The organism is Roseburia sp. AF12-17LB (assembly GCF_003479605.1).
GTDB lineage: Bacteria > Bacillota > Clostridia > Lachnospirales > Lachnospiraceae > Roseburia_C > Roseburia_C amylophila.
Genome location: NZ_QUHR01000016.1, coordinates 417 through 17,592, shown reverse-complemented (window position 1 = coordinate 17,592; position 17,176 = coordinate 417). Strand labels below are relative to the sequence as shown.

General features: G+C 39.1%; 19 protein-coding genes. 18 read left to right on the top strand and 1 reads right to left on the bottom strand.

The window, feature by feature from the left end:
* The first annotated feature begins 117 nt into the window (after positions 1 to 117).
* From DWV68_RS13625 to DWV68_RS13615, 3 genes are all read left to right on the top strand, one after another.
* Positions 118 to 324 (top strand): hypothetical protein, encoded by a 207-nt coding sequence (locus DWV68_RS13625; protein WP_118087656.1) that lies wholly within the window; start codon positions 118 to 120, stop codon positions 322 to 324.
* 261 nt (positions 325 to 585) lie between these two features.
* Positions 586 to 1,338, top strand: a complete 753-nt coding sequence (locus DWV68_RS13620) for a hypothetical protein (protein WP_118666051.1) — start codon at positions 586 to 588, stop codon at positions 1,336 to 1,338.
* Positions 1,319 to 1,513: a hypothetical protein gene (locus DWV68_RS13615; RefSeq protein ID WP_118666049.1), complete on the top strand. Its 195-nt coding sequence runs from the start codon at positions 1,319 to 1,321 to the stop codon at positions 1,511 to 1,513. The genes DWV68_RS13620 and DWV68_RS13615 overlap by 20 nt, the downstream gene beginning before the upstream one ends.
* Positions 1,514 to 1,645: 132 nt before the next feature.
* On the opposite strand, the gene DWV68_RS13610 is transcribed toward DWV68_RS13615, so the two are convergent.
* Entirely contained in the window at positions 1,646 to 2,716 is a 1,071-nt protein-coding gene (locus DWV68_RS13610) for an IS256 family transposase (RefSeq protein WP_197420874.1), read from the bottom strand.
* A 371-nt stretch (positions 2,717 to 3,087) separates the two neighbouring features.
* On the opposite strand from DWV68_RS13610, the gene DWV68_RS13605 reads away from it, so the two are divergent.
* The 15 genes from DWV68_RS13605 to DWV68_RS13545 all read left to right on the top strand — a co-directional run bounded on the left by DWV68_RS13605 (position 3,088) and on the right by DWV68_RS13545 (position 16,357).
* Complete coding sequence (locus tag DWV68_RS13605) at positions 3,088 to 5,604, top strand: hypothetical protein (protein ID WP_118666045.1); 2,517 nt, start codon at positions 3,088 to 3,090, stop codon at positions 5,602 to 5,604.
* Between the two features lie 19 nt (positions 5,605 to 5,623).
* Entirely contained in the window at positions 5,624 to 5,926 is a 303-nt protein-coding gene (locus tag DWV68_RS13600; protein ID WP_158552129.1) for a WXG100 family type VII secretion target, read from the top strand.
* An 85-nt stretch (positions 5,927 to 6,011) separates the two neighbouring features.
* On the top strand, positions 6,012 to 6,431 hold the full coding sequence (locus DWV68_RS13595) for a hypothetical protein (protein ID WP_118666043.1): 420 nt from the start codon (positions 6,012 to 6,014) through the stop codon (positions 6,429 to 6,431).
* Positions 6,400 to 6,630, top strand: a complete 231-nt coding sequence (locus DWV68_RS13590; protein WP_147340222.1) for a hypothetical protein — start codon at positions 6,400 to 6,402, stop codon at positions 6,628 to 6,630. Before DWV68_RS13595 ends, DWV68_RS13590 begins: the two co-directional genes overlap by 32 nt.
* A gap of 44 nt (positions 6,631 to 6,674) precedes the next feature.
* Positions 6,675 to 7,763, top strand: a complete 1,089-nt coding sequence (locus DWV68_RS13585; RefSeq protein WP_118087648.1) for a type VII secretion protein EssB/YukC — start codon at positions 6,675 to 6,677, stop codon at positions 7,761 to 7,763.
* Between the two features lies 1 nt (position 7,764).
* Positions 7,765 to 11,949, top strand: a complete 4,185-nt coding sequence (gene essC / locus DWV68_RS13580) for a type VII secretion protein EssC (protein ID WP_243089578.1) — start codon at positions 7,765 to 7,767, stop codon at positions 11,947 to 11,949.
* Positions 11,950 to 11,975: 26 nt separating this feature from the next.
* A complete protein-coding gene (locus DWV68_RS13575) occupies positions 11,976 to 12,290 on the top strand; it encodes a DUF4176 domain-containing protein (RefSeq protein WP_117699189.1) in 315 nt (104 codons plus the stop codon).
* A 33-nt stretch (positions 12,291 to 12,323) separates the two neighbouring features.
* Positions 12,324 to 12,803: a YwqH-like family protein gene (locus DWV68_RS13570; protein WP_117699188.1), complete on the top strand. Its 480-nt coding sequence runs from the start codon at positions 12,324 to 12,326 to the stop codon at positions 12,801 to 12,803.
* A gap of 12 nt (positions 12,804 to 12,815) precedes the next feature.
* A complete protein-coding gene (locus DWV68_RS13565; protein WP_118666039.1) occupies positions 12,816 to 13,088 on the top strand; it encodes a hypothetical protein in 273 nt (90 codons plus the stop codon).
* A gap of 17 nt (positions 13,089 to 13,105) precedes the next feature.
* Positions 13,106 to 13,234 (top strand): hypothetical protein, encoded by a 129-nt coding sequence (locus DWV68_RS14925; RefSeq protein WP_279222414.1) that lies wholly within the window; start codon positions 13,106 to 13,108, stop codon positions 13,232 to 13,234.
* A complete protein-coding gene (locus DWV68_RS13560) occupies positions 13,235 to 15,007 on the top strand; it encodes a T7SS effector LXG polymorphic toxin (RefSeq protein ID WP_118666037.1) in 1,773 nt (590 codons plus the stop codon).
* Positions 14,997 to 15,617: a hypothetical protein gene (locus tag DWV68_RS13555; RefSeq protein ID WP_118666035.1), complete on the top strand. Its 621-nt coding sequence runs from the start codon at positions 14,997 to 14,999 to the stop codon at positions 15,615 to 15,617. Before DWV68_RS13560 ends, DWV68_RS13555 begins: the two co-directional genes overlap by 11 nt.
* Positions 15,610 to 15,849 carry a hypothetical protein gene (locus DWV68_RS13550; RefSeq protein ID WP_118666033.1) on the top strand — a complete coding sequence of 80 codons (240 nt, stop codon included), beginning with the start codon at positions 15,610 to 15,612 and terminating at the stop codon, positions 15,847 to 15,849. Before DWV68_RS13555 ends, DWV68_RS13550 begins: the two co-directional genes overlap by 8 nt.
* 40 nt (positions 15,850 to 15,889) lie before the next feature.
* Positions 15,890 to 16,024, top strand: a complete 135-nt coding sequence (locus DWV68_RS14920) for an SMI1/KNR4 family protein (protein ID WP_147404542.1) — start codon at positions 15,890 to 15,892, stop codon at positions 16,022 to 16,024.
* 36 nt (positions 16,025 to 16,060) lie between these two features.
* Complete coding sequence (locus DWV68_RS13545) at positions 16,061 to 16,357, top strand: hypothetical protein (protein ID WP_118666031.1); 297 nt, start codon at positions 16,061 to 16,063, stop codon at positions 16,355 to 16,357.
* Positions 16,358 to 17,176: the final 819 nt, after the last annotated feature.

The window sequence follows — 17,176 nt, the reverse complement described above, 5'->3', positions numbered from 1 at the left end:
CTTTTTTTGATTGGATATTGATGCTTTAATAAGTATATCTAATTACATCTCTACACCACGAAAATCAAATTAATAACCACAATTGAATTAATGAGAACTGAAAAAAAGGACTACTTATTGAATCAGAATCAAGAAGAAGCTAAAGAATGGTTGAAATTTTTATGTGAGCATACTGATAAAGAGGAATTAAAAACGCTGGAGGATGAAATTGCTAATCGGTTTGTTTTTAAATTTGATGTTGAGATTGATACTGGAGAATTGGATGGTAGAAGAGTTTCTTTAATGAAGGAGTATTTGATAAAATCAAATGAATTCCTAAAATAAAATTTATTATGTCTTCACATAAGGACATCCGAAAATCAAAATCTAATATTTAGTTCCAAAACGCTGATATAAACGTGTTATTTTCAAAACATATTTTTGTTGCAAAAGGGAGGTATTTTTTATGATAACAAGAAATTCGGATAAGAAACAGAAACAGGAACAGATGCTGATGTTTTGCATGGATGACATGGTACCCAAGATTCACATGCTCCGATTAATATTATGGTATAGAATATTTTAATGCTGGAAAGGTGGTAGTGGATGAATTATTTAATAGGTTTTATATTATGGTGGATTATGGTTGGAATTATTTATGTTGGTGTTTATTTATACAGAAAAAAAACGAAAAAGCATAACTATTTAAGTAGGAAGTATGTTCAAATGATTACTTATATATTGAGTATGTTATTAGGATATATAGTAGTGTTTATGTTTTCTCAATTATGGAATGATTATAAATGGAAATGTTCTGCTTTGGCGGGGACTATTATATTGATAACAGTTGTAAAAATAGTGAGATGTTTTTGGAATAGTATATGGAAAACAAATAATAGAAATATCGAACTTACTGAGGGTGAACTGCAATGGTGTAATACCATATCTATTGCTGGAATGGTTGCATTGGGAATCGTTTTTTTTATTCAATATAAAGTATCGGACTTTTTTGAAATATCCAGTTTAGCAGTTTCAATATGGGTAGGTTCATATATATCTATGCAAAAAGTTCAAGGTAGAAATAGTATAAAAGACGTGAAAGCTGATTTGATAGATACATTTAAAATAGAGAATAGAGGTTTTCTTTGCTTTGGAATAATTTTTATGATACTATTTGTAACTATTGTTTCATTGCATTTACATGAACTATTGCTTATAGTAAGTAATCGGTATGCAGTTGGATTTAGTATTGGAGGCATATTATTTATTGGGGGTACATTATTTAGGATGATTTTAAAAAAGAAAATTATACCGAAAGAAACAAAGGAAATAATAAATCATGATGAAAAAGATAACTGAAGTGCAGGTGAAGAAAGAACAGCAGTTGGAGATAAGTAACTTCAATAGCATTCAGGTTGGTAAGGTTTGTGGTGTGCTACCTGTCAAGAGGACAATAAAAAATAATAAATTTTTTGTATCGTCAGCCGATTTACGGCTGGTGATATTTTTAGAGACCGTTTCAAGTTTTGTGTAAACGTTAAAAACTGATATAAGATTTGTGAATAGTTACAAATGGGCAGAGCCGCTTTTTCAGGTTCTGCCCATATCTGCATTATACAGAAGTTTTTAGGCATGTTAATAAGACCTGCCTAAAACAAGCTGTTTTTTACAGGTTTCGTCCGGTCAGACGTTCTTCAAAATAGATTTCCAGTTGGGAATGAATCTGTCCCCAGTCCTGCCGGTGACCTGTCCATTTTTTCGTGATGTCCATAGTTGCTAGATATAGCATTTTTAAAAGACTGTCATCTGACGGAAAAACCGTCTTGCTTTTGGTCACTTTCCGAAGCTGACGGTTGAATCCTTCAATGGCATTTGTGGTATAAATCAGGCGTCTTACTGCCTCCGGATACTTGAAATAAGTGGACAGGGTTGTCCAGTTATCATGCCAGGATTTATAGATTTTCGGGTACTTGGACTCCCATTTATCTTTGAACAGCTCTAATTCATTTAAAGCTGTTTCTTCTGTTGGAGCCGCATATACAAGCTTCAGATCAGCCATCAGTTTTTTGATGTCTTTGTATGAAACAAACTTTGTTGAATTACGGATTTGATGGATAATACACTGCTGGATTTCTGTTTTTGGGTAAACAGCCTCGATTGCCTGTGGAAATCCATTCAAACCATCAACGCATGCAATAAGGATATCCTCAACTCCCCGGTTTTTTAATCCATTCATGATAGAAATCCAGAACTTCGCACTTTCGTTTTCTCCAACATACATTCCAAAGACGTCCTTTTTTCCATTCATATCGATACCAAGAGCAATGTAAACCGCACGTTTTACAATACGTCCTTCACTGCGGACATGGTAGTGGATGGCATCCATAAATACTACGGCATACATGGAAAGTATTTTTTCCTCCATGTCCTGGGTTACTGTATTCTGATACTTTTTAATCAGCTGTGGTTCATAATCACCGTTACGATCCCTTGGTATAGCTACATCCATATCTCCATAACTGGTGTGCATGGTTTTGTTAGAATGTCCATTTCTACTGTTGTCTGTTTCTTTGTTTCGGTAGTCATACTTGGAATATCCTAATTCCTCATCCAGTTCTTCATCCAAAGCACCTTCCAAAATGACAGACATCATGTCACGCATGATGCTGTTCACATCCGTACCATCTTTGATGCTGATATCATTATTTTTCAAATAATCACGCATCATTTCTCTCATTGCTGCTTTTTGTGGACTGTCTTTTCTTCTTGCCATAAAAATCATATCACAAACGGGTGGTAATGATTTACGTGAATAGTGAGATGGCAGATTACACAAAAAAGGAAAAACTGCTTTGACGTTCAGAGAAAACTGTTTCGACTTTTATTCGACCAGATTAAATTAAGTTTAAAATGATATAGAAATTAATCATCTGTTAATTTTAGAAAAAGTATGCTGAAATGCCCGGAAAATAAGGAAAAATGACAAATCAGGAGAGAAAAAAAGAGGAACAGATAGAGGGAAAATGAGGTCGAATATTTTTGGTTGACATTTACGAAAAAAAGAGAAAGAATCTATACGACAAAGACAAAAGAAAAGGGAGAGAGGATATGAAACGGAAGAAAGTAATAACTGTTCTTTTGTGCATTATGCTGCTGGGAACAAGCGGTTTTACCGGATATCAAATCGGTAAGATAAATGGAAACACTACATTGCAGACAGGTAATACAGCAGTAGAAAGAACGGTGGAGTCACAGGGAGTGGCAGTTGTGAATCTGGATACCGGCATATCGGATGGTAATACACAAGTCTATTATGGGGAGCAGATCATAAATTTTCCAAATGATAATTTCATATATACCTCATTAGAAGATGCCAGAAATGGAATAGAAGAAGGGCGATACGGTGCTTATATTATAATTCCATCAGATTTTTCGGAAAATGTTGAAAGCTTAAATACAGTTCCGGCGGCATCGCAGTTACAGTATGCAGTCAGTGAAGATGTATCAGCGGATGCAAGAGAAGATCTTTTAGGTGATGTCCTTCAGTTTGGGGAACAACTGAACAGTCAGATGACATATATGTATCTATGTAACATAATGGATGAATTTCATGCGGCGCAGGATGAATCTGCAATGGTTATGAATAATGACATTACAGATAAAGAAGCAATACAGGGAATACAGGCATCTGATTTGGTAAGCATGGTTCCGGTTCCGGAATTAAAACAGCAGGAAGACACTACAATACCGTTAGATATTTCGGATTATACAGAGGAAAATGCGCAGTTGATTCAGGCAGTAGACAGTGCATATCGGGAAAATCTGTCAGATGCTTCTGCACAGTTAAGTGATTTGCGAACAGCAGGAAATGAACTGGTCAGTTCCTTAAAAGAAATATCAGAAGGCGTAGGAGAAATCAATTTACTTTCGGATGCAGACGGGCAACTTTTATATCGGGATGGGATTCGAAATCTGCAGGATACATTGCTTGCATATAACGGAGAAAAGACTGCTGAACAAAACAGCCGTCTTGCCCAGATTGCACAGATTCAAAATGTGACAGAACAACTGGATACGAATTTGCAGCAATGCATTGAAAACTATAATCAGAGAATTGAAGCAGCAGGAATACAGAACCTGAATTCCTATGGCAGAGAAATGAAGGCTCAGCTGCCGAAACTGCAATGGAAGGAAGCAGAGGCAGAAGATGGAACAGTAGCATATGAACTGACCTGCAGTCAGGTAGAAGGAATGGAAGAACCGCCGGTTATTACCATTGCACTGGAACAGAATGCAATTGAAGAAAATGTAAAGAACAAGAATTATATCGACAAAATATTAAAGGCATTTCTGCTGCCGGAAGATTCAGATGGCGGGGACGGAGAAGAGGATAAAACCGGAGAAGGAGAGAAAACAGAAGAAGACAAAAACGGAGAAGAGAAAACCGGAGAAGACAAAACAGAAGAAGGCAAAACAGAAGAAGGAGAGAAAAACGAACCGGAATCAGGCGAAGGCGAAGATACTGGAGAAGAACCGGAAGCAGCGGTTACGGTAGAAAAAATATTTGAGCAGTGTGATGCAGATACAGAAATCATGGAATTTCTGACAGAACAGGGGTATGCCTCTACAAAGGAATTTTTAAAGGCATATCTGGATGGAGAAGTGCCGGTTGCACAGACAGAGACGCAGCTAAAGGTAACGGGAGATGTGGATGCATTGGGAGAATATCTTAAGGCATCACTGGAACAGATTGCGACAGAAGATTATACATTACCGGTATTTGAGGGAAGCTGGCAGACCGGGGATGGCAGCAGGATGGGATTTCGTGATTTGCTGAGAGACACCGGGCTTTTATGTGATGCGATGCAGACAGATGTGGCGGCACAGAAGAATGTTGATGTGGATGGCATTACGGGTCTGGTTCAGAGTGGTTGTATACAGCCATTGGCAGACCGCACAGATTTCGTGAAAAAGGAGATAGAAAATAGCCAGAAAGAAGAACAGGATGCAGTTAATTCTTATCAAAGAAGCGTAAATGGATTTCATCCAAGACAGGATACCACAGTGATGAATGACAGCGTGAGCAGCATGAGAGAAAATGCTGCACTTATGCAGCAGGAAATCAACACCAGCAATCAGTCTTATGTGGATTATGCAGATAAATTGTATCAGACTACTTCAGAAAATATATTGACATTGCAGCAGCACATGGAAGAAGCGAAAGAAACTTCCAATCAGGCAGTTACAGATGCATTGGCTTCGGCAAAGGAAGTGAAGAATACTACAAGCAGTCAGAATCAGACGGCATTGGCAGATTTTGCAGCAAAGCTTCCCTATACAAGAGTAGGAAGCATGGAATATACACAGGTATATGAATTTGTGGCACAACCAACGCAGATGCTGCAGGTCAGCGATTACCAGCGGTTAAAGGATGAGGTGGATCATACCGTATCACAGAAAAGTGTTACCGGCAGCAGGGAACAACAGAAGAGTTCGCATTGGGTGGAATATCTTTTATATGGAATATTAGGAATTTTGGCGGTGGGAATATTAGGAAGCTATGCCAGAAGTTATCACAGAAGAATCAAGGAACAGAGCAACCCGTCGAAAGACGTTGCAATATAAAGTAAAGGAGACAAAAGAAATGGCAGATGTAAACAACATCCGGATTAGTCCGGAGCAGATGGAGACAAAGGCAAACGAATTTGATGCAAGATGTGAGGAATTCCAGCAGGTAGTAAGTACCATGCGTAATATGGTTTCTACACTTTGCGATGAATGGGCAGGACAGAGCAGTCAGGCATTTTATGATCAGTTCAGTTCCTTAGAGCCTAGCTTTTCTGCAACTGCAGAATTAATTACATCCATTGCACAGCAGTTACGTGATGTATCTACATCTATGCAGAACATTGACCGTGAAATTGCCGGAAAGATTGGAGTAATGTAATAGAGAATCGGAAAGCCACATCCTGTGACTTTCCGATTCTTCTATCCCTTAAGACCATACTTTTGTCAGAAACAGGAGAAGTAAAGTGACAGATAATTCTAAGATAGAGATTAATCCTTCGGTACTGCAGAACCGGTCGCAGACCTATCAGTCGCTGACGGATGTAAACGGAGCAGATGTATTTACGGATGATTATGAAGAAAGAGTAAAAGATTACCAGCAGAAGGAACAACGCAGCTATGAGGATACAAAGGAACAGGTATTTATAAAGAAAATGGATGAAAATGCCGGAAAAGAAGAGGCTGTAAAAGAACAATTATTTTTAACAACAGGAAGTCAGCAGCTGCAGCAGCAGGCAAAAGTAACCTCATCATTGGATGCGTATTGGATTCCGGCATGCGGAATTCTGCTGGCAGTGGGAATTCTGCTGTTGCTGCAATATCGGAAGAGAAGACAGGGAAGGTGGAAGAAAAATGTTGCTCACACTTACAATTATGAATCGTGAAGGAAGCTGGCAGGAAGATATACAGGTTAATCCACAGCAGAAAATAATAGATACCATGCTTATTTTAAAGGAAGCGGGAAAACTGCCACAGGAAGAGGTACATGAAATGAAATCTGAACGCAGGGGAAGATTTCTGGACATGAATAAGAACTATGAACAGCAGAGTATTTATGATGGAGATATTCTCTGCATACAGTAGAGGCAGACAGAGGACAGAAGAAAATAAGATACGGGAGAGAAAAGATGGAAGAAAGAATAAAGAAATCAGCATTACAGGCGGAAGGCATATTTGATTATCAGAAATTAATGTATCCGGATACAGGTCTTATTGCAGTGAAAATAGAGGAAGAAGGGGAGGAACTGCTTTTAACCTATAATCTGGAAGCACTGACACCGATGACAGAGATACGAAAAGAAGATATTACCACAAGACTGGCAGTATTGGAAAATATAGAATTACTGGCAGCATGCCGGAAATCATATTACTTTACATTAGAGCCGGAAAATCTTTATTACGACAGGAATCATCTGGTCTATGTAAAACAGAGAGATATCTGCGGGGAAGAAAGAGAATATGATGAACAGAAATGGATGGAAGAATATAAAGCACTCATTGGCTATGCATTACAGAAGCAGTACAGTTATGCGGATTATGTACAGGGAGGAATGCAGCTTTTAAAGGGTGGCATACTGCAAAAGGTACGGCAGGTGGAATTCGTAGAAGAGCTGGTCAGACTGTTGGAACAGCGTAAGCAGGAGATAGAGACAGAACGGTCTGTGAAAATGATTTTTCTGAACCGAAGACGGTATCGTACATTGCAGGCATCGTTTGTTGTGGTATTGCTGTTGGCAATAGTACTGGCGGTCTATGCATTGGTTGATTTCATCCGTACTGAGCCATATAAGGATGCAGTAATTGCGGCGGAAAATGCCTATATTTCAGCTGATTATGTATCCTGTGTGGATGCCATGCAGGAAATATCGGTAAAAGATATGGATATATATCAGAAATATATTCTTGCCAATTCCTATGTGAGAAGTGAGAATCTGACACAGCAGCAGAAAGAGAATATTATAAGCAATCTTTCTTTAAAGGAGACGCCAGCCAGATTGGAGTACTGGATATATCTTGGAAGAAATGACATTTCAGAGGCAATTGATATTGCCATGCAGCAGTCCGATGATGAAATGCTGCTTTATGCTTATATGAAACAGAAATCCATGATAGAGACAGACAGCAGTCTCAGTGGAGAAGAGAAAACACAGGAGCTGGAGAAAATTGCACAGAAGATGCAGCCATTGATGGAAAAATATGATACCGAGGAAGAATAGCATGAAGAGAAGCTTTCAGAGAACAGAGAATTTTACAATAGACGGAAAAAATGGAAATCTTGGAATTGAAGGATTTCCGGCAAGGCTATGGGTCAGGAATGATGAGGTAACAATAGAAGGTTATGAGAACATATACTGGAACGGAAGGGAAGCCGCCTGTAAAGGAAAGATAAACAATGGAGATGAATTAAGCTTTTCCCGGGGAAAAATTATCTTCCTGGAAAAAAGTGTACAGGTGGAATGCGAAGATACGGTGAATATCAATACCGATGGATTATTGGAACTGGAAGAAAAAGAAATTCCATTTGAAGGATATCCGAAGTATAAACGTTCTCCGCGAATCATTAAAAGAATACCGGATTTGGAAATTAGTCTGACCAGCCCAAAAGAACAGCAGAATGGAAAGAAAGAGAGTCTGGTACAGCTTATTGTGCCGCCTCTTGTGATGCTGTGTGTGACAGTAGGAATCAGTATTTTAATGAAGCGTGGTTTATATGTGCTGATGTCAGCAGCAGGCACAGTGATGACAACAATATTTACGGTGGTTAAATATATAACAGACCGTAAGGAAGGTCAGGAGAATAAAAGGCTCCGGGAGAAAACATATCGGGAATATCTGTTAAAGAAAAGAAAGGAAATATATGCAGCATATCAGAATGAAGAAGAGGCAAATCACTATAATTATCCGGAGGTAAAGGAGCTTGCCCGGATGGTTGGGCAGTACAGTCCAAGAATCTATGAGAGAAGCTCTAATGATGATGATTTCCTGAATGTATCTTTGGGACAGGTAATGGCAGATTGTCATTTCCGTATTCGCCTTTCTACGGATGAATTAAAGAATAAACCGGATGAGCTGGAACTGGAAGCACAGGAATTGAAGCGGGAATTTTCAAAGATGAAACAGCCTGTTGTAGTAGATTTAAAGAAAGCACATCTGGGACTGGTGGGAGAGAAAAGCGTTATTCATGAGCAATTGAAATTACTTGTGGCGCAGCTTACTTTTTTTCAGAGTTATCATGACCTTGAAATCGTAACAATTTATAATAACAGATTTGATGCTGATTTCCAGTGGATGCGTTGGTATCCACATTTACGGATACATGCGGTAAATGTAGTGGGAACTGTAAATTCAGAGCGGAAGAGAGACCAGATTCTTGGAAGCCTGCATCAGATGATTAAGAACCGGAAAAACAAATTAGAAGAGAGTAAGAAGGAAAGCCGTTTCCTGCCGCATCTTATATTTATTATAGATGAGCCAAAGTTAATTATGGACCATTCTATTATGGAATATCTGGATAAAGAAGGGGATAACCTTGGATTTTCTATTATTTACACCACAAATATGAGAGCAAATCTGCCGGAGAATATCGGTACAATAGTTATGCTTCATAATTCCGGTCAGGCAACACTTCTGATGGAAGAGAAGGAAGAGAAAAAGCTTTCCTTTGAATTGTCAGATACCAGCGGTATAAATCTGGAATGGATGGCAAGAAATTTAAGTACACTGGAGCATATGCAGGGAATTAGTGCACAGATACCGGAGAGTATTACATTTTTTGAAATGTATCAGGTGGAGCATCCGGAGGAACTGGATATTGCAAAACGATGGAAGAAAAATCATGCAGCAAAGTCTCTGGCGGTTCCGCTTGGGGTAAGAGCCAAGGAAGATTATGTCAATCTTAATCTGCATGAAAAAGCCCATGGTCCCCATGGACTTGTAGCAGGAACGACAGGTTCCGGTAAATCGGAAATTATCCAGTCTTATATACTGTCCCTGGCAGTCAATTATCATCCGTATGAGGTGGCATTTTTACTGATTGATTATAAAGGTGGTGGAATGGCAGGATTATTCCGGAATCTGCCGCATCTGCTGGGAACAATCACCAATCTGGATGGAGCACAGAGCATGCGTGCCATGGCATCAATTAAGAGTGAACTGGCAAGAAGACAGAAAATATTCAGCAGCTATGATGTGAATCATATCAACGCATATCATAAGCTGTTCCAGAATGGAGAGGCAGAGGAACCACTGCCGCATTTATTCATTATCAGTGATGAGTTTGCAGAATTGAAAAAGGAACAGCCGGATTTTATGACCGAACTGGTATCGGCGGCGCGAATCGGACGAAGCCTTGGTGTGCATCTGATACTGGCAACACAGAAACCAACCGGAGTTGTAGATGATCAGATCTGGACAAACTCCAAGTTTAAACTGGCACTTATGGTACAGAATGAGGCAGACAGTAAAGAAATATTAAAGACACCGGATGCCGCCAATATTACAATCCCCGGAAGAGCTTATCTTCAGGTTGGAAATAATGAAATCTATGAATTATTCCAGTCGGCATGGAGTGGAGCTTCTTATGTAAGTGAAAAGGAAGAGGAAAAAGTAGATGACAGAGTTTATCTGGTGAATGACCTTGGACAGGGTGAACTGATAAACGAAGATTTAAGTGATGAACATGCTTCCGGCGGCAATATGATGACGCAGCTGGATGCTACGGTAGATTATATCCACAGAGTATATGAGGCAATGGATACCGTGGAAGTAAAACGGCCGTGGATGCCACCGCTGCCGGAACAGATTGTATCGGACCAGCAGGCAGAGAAAAGAAATGCATTAAATCTGACTGCACGGATTGGAAAGATAGATATTCCGGAAGAACAGCAGCAGGTGGAGTACCAGCTTGATTTTGCCACAGACGGAAATCTCTTATATATTGCTTCCGCAGGTTATGGAAAAACAGCATTTCTTACAACCGTGTTGTTGTCATTGGCAATGCATAACCGGGTAGAGAATCTGAACTTCTATATATTGGATTTTGGAAACAGTGGATTGATTCCATTGAATCGCCTGCATCATACGGCAGACTATATCAGTTTTGATGATACGGAACGATTCCGTAAATTCTGCAATCTTATACAGGCAGAGATAAAACGGCGTAAAAAATTACTGGCAGAACGGATGGTACAGAATTTTGAAGTATACAATCAGGTGGCAGAAAAGACATTAAAAGCAATAGTAATTGCTATTGACAATTATGATGTAGTCAAAGAACTGGGATATGAAGCGGAAGAATTTTTCCAGAAATTATCCAGAGATGGTACCGGACTTGGCATATATATGGCAGCAACAGCAACACGAAGTAATGCCATGAAGTATTCTACATATAACAATTTTAAGAATAAAGTGGCAGGTTATCTTTTCGATGAATCAGACTTGCATGTAATTGTGGGACGAAGTTCTTATTCACAGTCAGAGATAAAGGGACGGACACTTATAAAATACAATGGACTGGTAAGTGTCATGCAGGTCTATGTCATGACTGCATTTACAGATGAACTGGAGTATAACCAGGGTATAGAAGCTTGTATTGAGCAGATAAATGCATGCTATCCGGATACTGTAGCACCGAGAATCCCGGTATTGCCGGATGAGTTAAATATCAGAACATTTATGGAAATGAGAAAGAAACAGCATACAGCAGAAGAAAACGCTGCAGAGAAGGCAATCTGGCTGGGACTGAATAAAGAGAGTGTATTGCCGGAATGTATTCCGGCAGGTCTTACAACGCCATTTGTAATTCTGGGTGAGACTGCAAGAGGAAAGACGAATGCATTAAAGGTTATTTTAGAACAGATAACAGGAAGAGGAAAAGTATATTTATTAGACTCGAAAGATATGGAACTATATCATTACAGGTCCGGCGATGAGATTCATTATATCGGAGCAGATGGAATAGATGCGTTTCTTATGGAACTGGGAGGACTGGTGACTGTACGAAATCAGCAGCTGCAGCAGAAGATGAAGGAACATCCGGAACAGTTACCACGCCGTCTGGTTCAGGAACTGGATGCATGTTATGTTGTGGTAGATGAGTGGGATGACTTTGTAGAGGCAACGAAATTAAAAGCTGTATTGTTGGCACCGATATTGAGTGGGGCATTGTCCAGTGGAATCCGATTTATTCTTACAGCCAATTCCGGTAAATTAAAAGGATTTGATGAGATTACCAAATTTGCAAAAGCAACTACGGATGGTCTGCTGGTGGGCAACCCTGGTTCTACAGGAATTTTTGGAACAGTTGCAGCAAAGGAATTGCCGCAGTTAAGTGATGGTCTGCTCTTCCATAATGGAGCATATGTGCGTATCCGCATACCGAAATGTGAAGACAGAGAAGAATAAAGAAAAATAAGCAGGAGGATAAAAAGATGGAACAGGAAAATATAGAGTTTTTGCCGTTAGGAAGTATTGTGCAGCTTAAAGGTGGCGTAAAGAAAATTATGATTATAGCAAGAGGTGCATTTGCAGTAGTCAAAGGTGAAAAAAGATATTTTGATTATGGAGCGTGTACCTATCCGGAAGGGGTTATAGGAGATGCACTGTTATATTTTCAGCATAAGGATATTCAGAAAATAGTATATCGCGGTTATGAGGATGAAGACGAGAAGCTGATGCAGGAAAATATTAAAAACAATCTGAGTGTGCTGCAGGAGCAGCTGCTGAAGAAAGAACAGGAAGCATAAGAAGGCGTCGGAGAGATGAGGAGGAAAGGATAAATGTCGAAGACGAAGAAAAGCTCTTCCGGCAGTAAAGGAAGTTCAACAACAAAGAAGAGTACAACCAGTACAGCGGAGATTAATCAGGTAAAACAGCAGTTAAACACAGTAAAGAGCAGTTTGCAGTTAGAAAGCAGCAGTCTGGCTCCCATGGAGGGGACACTTAATACATTAAAGGAACTGAAAACGAGACTTGAGACAGCCATAGATACGCTGAGAAACCAGAAGGATGGTATTGAGGATAAATATACATTAGACAGTGGCTGGCGTGGAGATTTATATAATGCATCAATTTCTGCCTCCAGTGCATTGAAAACAGAATACGGAAATGTCTGTACCAATCTGGGATATGATCTGGATGCACTTTGTGATGAGATTACAAGAAGAGAGAATGAAATCTACAATAAGAATGAGTATATCGGCAAGCTGCAGAGCAGTTGGAACAGTCTTTGCAACTGGCTGGAAAAACATACTAATTAGGAGGGCATCATTATGCTGATAAAATTAGATACCAATGTTTATACATCAAAGGTACATTCTTTTTCGACGGTATCCGGTGAGGTAGAAGGAAAACAGCTTACAGTTCCGGAGTTAAATGTATCAATGGATGCTATGACAGCGTACCGGGCGGGCTTTTCACAGTTAATTGGTCTGATGAGTTATTATCAGAGCCTTCTGACGCAGGATGCCGGGAAGCTTCTCACACTGCGTGATGAATTGGTTGATGCAGAAGCTTCTTTGATGAAAATGATAAAGACAAAATAGGGGGAGTGGAGAAAGTTATGGGATTTCAGGTAAAGTATGAAGAAATTACCAGCATTCGGCAACTGATTCTGGCACAGCTTGACCGGTGGATAGAACAGATAGATGCGGTAAGAAGCAGTATTGTAGAAATTGCTGCCATGCCGTAGATGCACGGAGAGGCAGCAGAGCATGTAAGAAGCTATATGTGGGATTATCATATGAATCTTGCAAATATGATAAAAGATACGATAGAAACCTACCGGAGCAGTTTTATACTCTACGCAGACTGGTATTATAACATTGATTCTGACCAGATGGCAGAGATGTCCCAGGATTCCATGGAGGGACTGGAGGAGAACATCCAGGGAGCCAGGTCAGACTTTGATGCGGTAGCAGAGGAAGTGGCGGATATTGAGAGAGAACTGTCTGCTTATCTTGATGTGGGCAGATTTTCTACAACCTGTATGGAAAGCTGCTTTGACAATGCGCTTGCCGGAGTGCAGAATGTCCGCACACAGATAGGGGAATATGAAGAGGCACACAGCCATGCAGATATGTATCCCATCGATATGATGATAGGTTATCTTCGCAGTATTATTGGTGGACAGTTAGGGGGCAGTAGTGCTACAATCAGTGCATATGATGCATCGGTTGTGAATGCAACAGAGTCCTTCCAACTGGCACAGATGATGGATGGAATGTTAAGTACATATCTCGAGCAGGTGAAGGACAGGGTAAACTCCTGTGAGGAGTTCTATGAACTGCAGCAACAGCAGTGGCAGGAATCTATCCGGCTGAGAACAGAAGAAGGCATTGTAAAGACGATTGCCGGAGTCGGAACCATGATTCTGGGAGGAATGCTTGTCGTGGCAACCTGTGGTATGGCTCTTCCTTTAGTGGCTACCGTTGGAGTTGCAGCAATTGGATTAGGCACAGCTGCATATGGATGTGCAAATGCAGTAGAAGGAAGCCAGGATATATATGCGGGAGTGACGGGAGACCCAAGAATGGTATCGGTTAATCCAATCCGAGATACAGTATTTGCCAGTAATCCGGACCTCTATTATTTAATAGGAAATGTATTGACAATTGCTGCCTCTATGATACTGACCGGAGGAATGGCAGCTAATGCAGCGATAAGTGCAGGAACATCCGTAAGCAGGGCAGTAGTGACAGAGTATGCAAAGCAGGGATTGACGATGGCAGCCAGCAGCTATGTGGAAAAGAGCATGACAGAAGCAACCAACAGTCCACTGGCAGGTTTTGTAGTTGGTTCACTAACTGGAATAGCAACATATGGAACGCTCAGTGAGGCAGAGCTGGAAGTAGTAAATAATGTAAAAAGACCGCAGCAGTTGGGGAATGTTGGAGAGAGTGGTAGAACGGGTGGCTTATCAACACAGGGATATTCGAATTTTGCTGATGGAATGTCACCAGAAGATGCTACAAGATATATTTTAAATAATGAAAAAGCGTTCTTTAATGAGTTTTCTGAAAGAGCAAGTGCGGCAGGGTTGAGTGATACGCAAATTGCAGAAGCCTTTGAGGCAATGAGAAACGGTGATTATACAAAGATGGCAACATATTTTGATACTTCATCACCAGTTGATGGTGCAGTATTTTGGAGTGGCAATAAAGAAGGCGCTGCTGCATATGCAAACAGCATTGGCGGAACTATAATGGAGCAAACTCCAGGTGGGCAAGTATTTGATAATTGGAGAGGATTGAGCGGTATGTATCCTGAATGGGATACACCCACGAGTCTAGCTCAGAAACCAATTTGGGATGCCCTGTCAAGTCAATATGCAAATGGCGCAGAAGGAATTGCAACATATGCTCATCCTGATGGCTATGTGGGAAAAGTTTGGTCAAATATAGAAAAACCAATCCTCGAAGAAAATGATATTATTATTCAGGAGGTAATTATAGATGCAAAATAGTAAAGCTTATGATTGTTTAATAAAACAATTGAATGCAAACGGCTCAGAAAAAATGGATGGATATTATCCAGAAGTGATGGAAGAAATATATGATTGGGAGCGAGAAGAAGTAGAAGATATTATTTGGGATGCTTTTTTTAATAAAAATGAAATAGAATTAGCACAATTTTTTCCTAAGTTAAAAAAATATGATGGTATCAAGGCTTTAAAAGAAAGCCCTTATTTATTACAAATACCAAGTGAAGCAAGTGTTGAAATTAGTAAAATATTGTATGAGGCTACGGGAGATGAGGGATATTTAGATATAATTAAAAAAAATATTGATGCATCTCCGGAAACGATATCATTTGTTTCAATTTTGTCATATTGTAAGCCTTGTCAGCGATTATATAACATTCTTGTAGACGTTTATATTAATAATAGTAATAAGGTTAACAGGAGTACTGCTGTTATGGGAATTTTATATAATAAAGGGATAATTAAAGACAGAAGTAGCATTAAAGAATCAAATGATGTAATAAGTTTGCGTAAGAAATTCAAATCCGAAGATAGTATAGAGCGTCAAAAAATTATTGAAAAATTTGAAGACGGAGAATTAAGCAATGGATAAAAAAACAGATACAAAAATTAATCAATTCGAGGAAGCTACTATCACGCCAGATATGATTGGAATAGGTAGTCCCGCTAAGTTATCTATAAAACCGGTAGGCCTTGGAGTACAAGCTCAAGGGCATGCTAGAGGATATTTGGTGACAATATGTCAAAATTTACGCCTATCTACGAAGGTAATAATCTTATACTGCGTGGAATTACTATTCAAGCACAAGGAAGTGATGGCTTGAATATATATCAAACAATATTGAACAGAAAGTAGGGTTGTTTATGAATTATGACATTAATGAATTTTTGCCTATTCGACAAGGAGAATGCAAAAAAAACGCATGGGAAGAAATAGAGAAAAAAATAGGAATTATTTTCCCAGAGGATTATAAACGGTTTATCGATTTTCATGGATAAGGAGGGATTAATGAGTTCTTGTGGATATTCAACGTTATGAAAGATGCGTATATAAGTATGCAAAGCGAATTTCCAGAACAGTTTTCTTTTGATTTTTATAACGGTAAAACAGGTTTGTTTCCCTGGGGTATTACAGATAATGGAGATGAATTATTTTGGAATTATAAAGGAGATATCGTAGAAATAGTAGTATATGAGTCAAGATATGCAAATAATATGAGCTATATAATGAGTATGGAAGACTTTTTATGCGGGCTATTAAGTAAGGAGATAGTATGTCCTATTTTTCCCGATGATTTCATTTTAGAGAAAAATTATTATGAAACAATATAATTTTAATTATGTGAGAGTAATAATTTTATGACATTTTTCTTAATGCTTCAAAAAAACATGTTACAATAGCACGCAACAGAGGAATATGGGGATGAAAATTTCTCATTCTATCTAAACAAAAACACATAATAGGAGAGGTTCCGTAGCTGCTATGGGCTATGGTGCATCTCCTATTTTTCTCTTACAGGGCAATCCAGATGATACAGGTATCATCAAAGGGTATACCAAGACATTCAGCTTTTCGAGCGTATTATGAGAAACGTAAAGCAGAATGTAAATCTAGACTGATGAATCAGCTTCATGAGCAGTTGCATATCGCGTATCCGTCTTGCAAGCAGTCTTCCAATGATATTAGCAGACCTACGGCACTGTATTTCTGGAAGGCATTACCCATCCAGAGAGCATCTGAAGGGTAAGACTTTTGAGGATTTTTCATGAGGAACTTATTCCTGTCAGTTGTTAAAAATGCACAACCAATTCGTACTTCGTACATGAGCGTAACCGGTTTTTATATATAATTCGACTTAAAAAATTTTTGGCTCGACCTTGAATCTACTGGAAAGCGGTAAAGGAAATTTTGAAAAAAACAGCATAAAACAAGGAATTTGGAAGAAAAAATATAATAAAAATAAGGGTGGCACAAAAGTCGAATATAGGGTGCTGAAAAGTCGAATTTCAGACAAAAATAAGTCGAATATTTTTCCTTGAAAGTCGAATGGAAAAGGGGAAAAATAGATAACAGACAGGATAAAAACAGAATAATAAAAGTGGAGAAAGTTATGGGATTTCAGGTAAAGTATGAAGAAATTACCAGCATTC

Excerpts from the sequence above, each read along its gene's own strand:
- DWV68_RS13620 (WP_118666051.1), top strand. The coding sequence starts at position 586 with ATGAATTATTTAATAGGTTTTATATTATGGTGGATTATGGTTGGAATT.
- DWV68_RS14925 (WP_279222414.1), top strand. The coding sequence starts at position 13,106 with ATGGGATTTCAGGTAAAGTATGAAGAAATTACCAGCATTCGGCAACTG.
- DWV68_RS14920 (WP_147404542.1), top strand. The coding sequence starts at position 15,890 with ATGAATTATGACATTAATGAATTTTTGCCTATTCGACAAGGAGAATGC.
- DWV68_RS13615 (WP_118666049.1), top strand. The coding sequence starts at position 1,319 with ATGATGAAAAAGATAACTGAAGTGCAGGTGAAGAAAGAACAGCAGTTG.
- DWV68_RS13570 (WP_117699188.1), top strand. The coding sequence starts at position 12,324 with ATGTCGAAGACGAAGAAAAGCTCTTCCGGCAGTAAAGGAAGTTCAACA.
- DWV68_RS13585 (WP_118087648.1), top strand. The coding sequence starts at position 6,675 with ATGGAAGAAAGAATAAAGAAATCAGCATTACAGGCGGAAGGCATATTT.
- DWV68_RS13605 (WP_118666045.1), top strand. The coding sequence starts at position 3,088 with ATGAAACGGAAGAAAGTAATAACTGTTCTTTTGTGCATTATGCTGCTG.
- DWV68_RS13565 (WP_118666039.1), top strand. The coding sequence starts at position 12,816 with ATGCTGATAAAATTAGATACCAATGTTTATACATCAAAGGTACATTCT.
- essC (WP_243089578.1), top strand. The coding sequence starts at position 7,765 with ATGAAGAGAAGCTTTCAGAGAACAGAGAATTTTACAATAGACGGAAAA.
- DWV68_RS13600 (WP_158552129.1), top strand. The coding sequence starts at position 5,624 with ATGGCAGATGTAAACAACATCCGGATTAGTCCGGAGCAGATGGAGACA.
- DWV68_RS13590 (WP_147340222.1), top strand. The coding sequence starts at position 6,400 with ATGTTGCTCACACTTACAATTATGAATCGTGAAGGAAGCTGGCAGGAA.
- DWV68_RS13555 (WP_118666035.1), top strand. The coding sequence starts at position 14,997 with ATGCAAAATAGTAAAGCTTATGATTGTTTAATAAAACAATTGAATGCA.
- DWV68_RS13545 (WP_118666031.1), top strand. The coding sequence starts at position 16,061 with ATGAAAGATGCGTATATAAGTATGCAAAGCGAATTTCCAGAACAGTTT.
- DWV68_RS13575 (WP_117699189.1), top strand. The coding sequence starts at position 11,976 with ATGGAACAGGAAAATATAGAGTTTTTGCCGTTAGGAAGTATTGTGCAG.
- DWV68_RS13550 (WP_118666033.1), top strand. The coding sequence starts at position 15,610 with ATGGATAAAAAAACAGATACAAAAATTAATCAATTCGAGGAAGCTACT.
- DWV68_RS13610 (WP_197420874.1), bottom strand. The coding sequence starts at position 2,716 with ATGAGAGAAATGATGCGTGATTATTTGAAAAATAATGATATCAGCATC.
- DWV68_RS13560 (WP_118666037.1), top strand. The coding sequence starts at position 13,235 with ATGCACGGAGAGGCAGCAGAGCATGTAAGAAGCTATATGTGGGATTAT.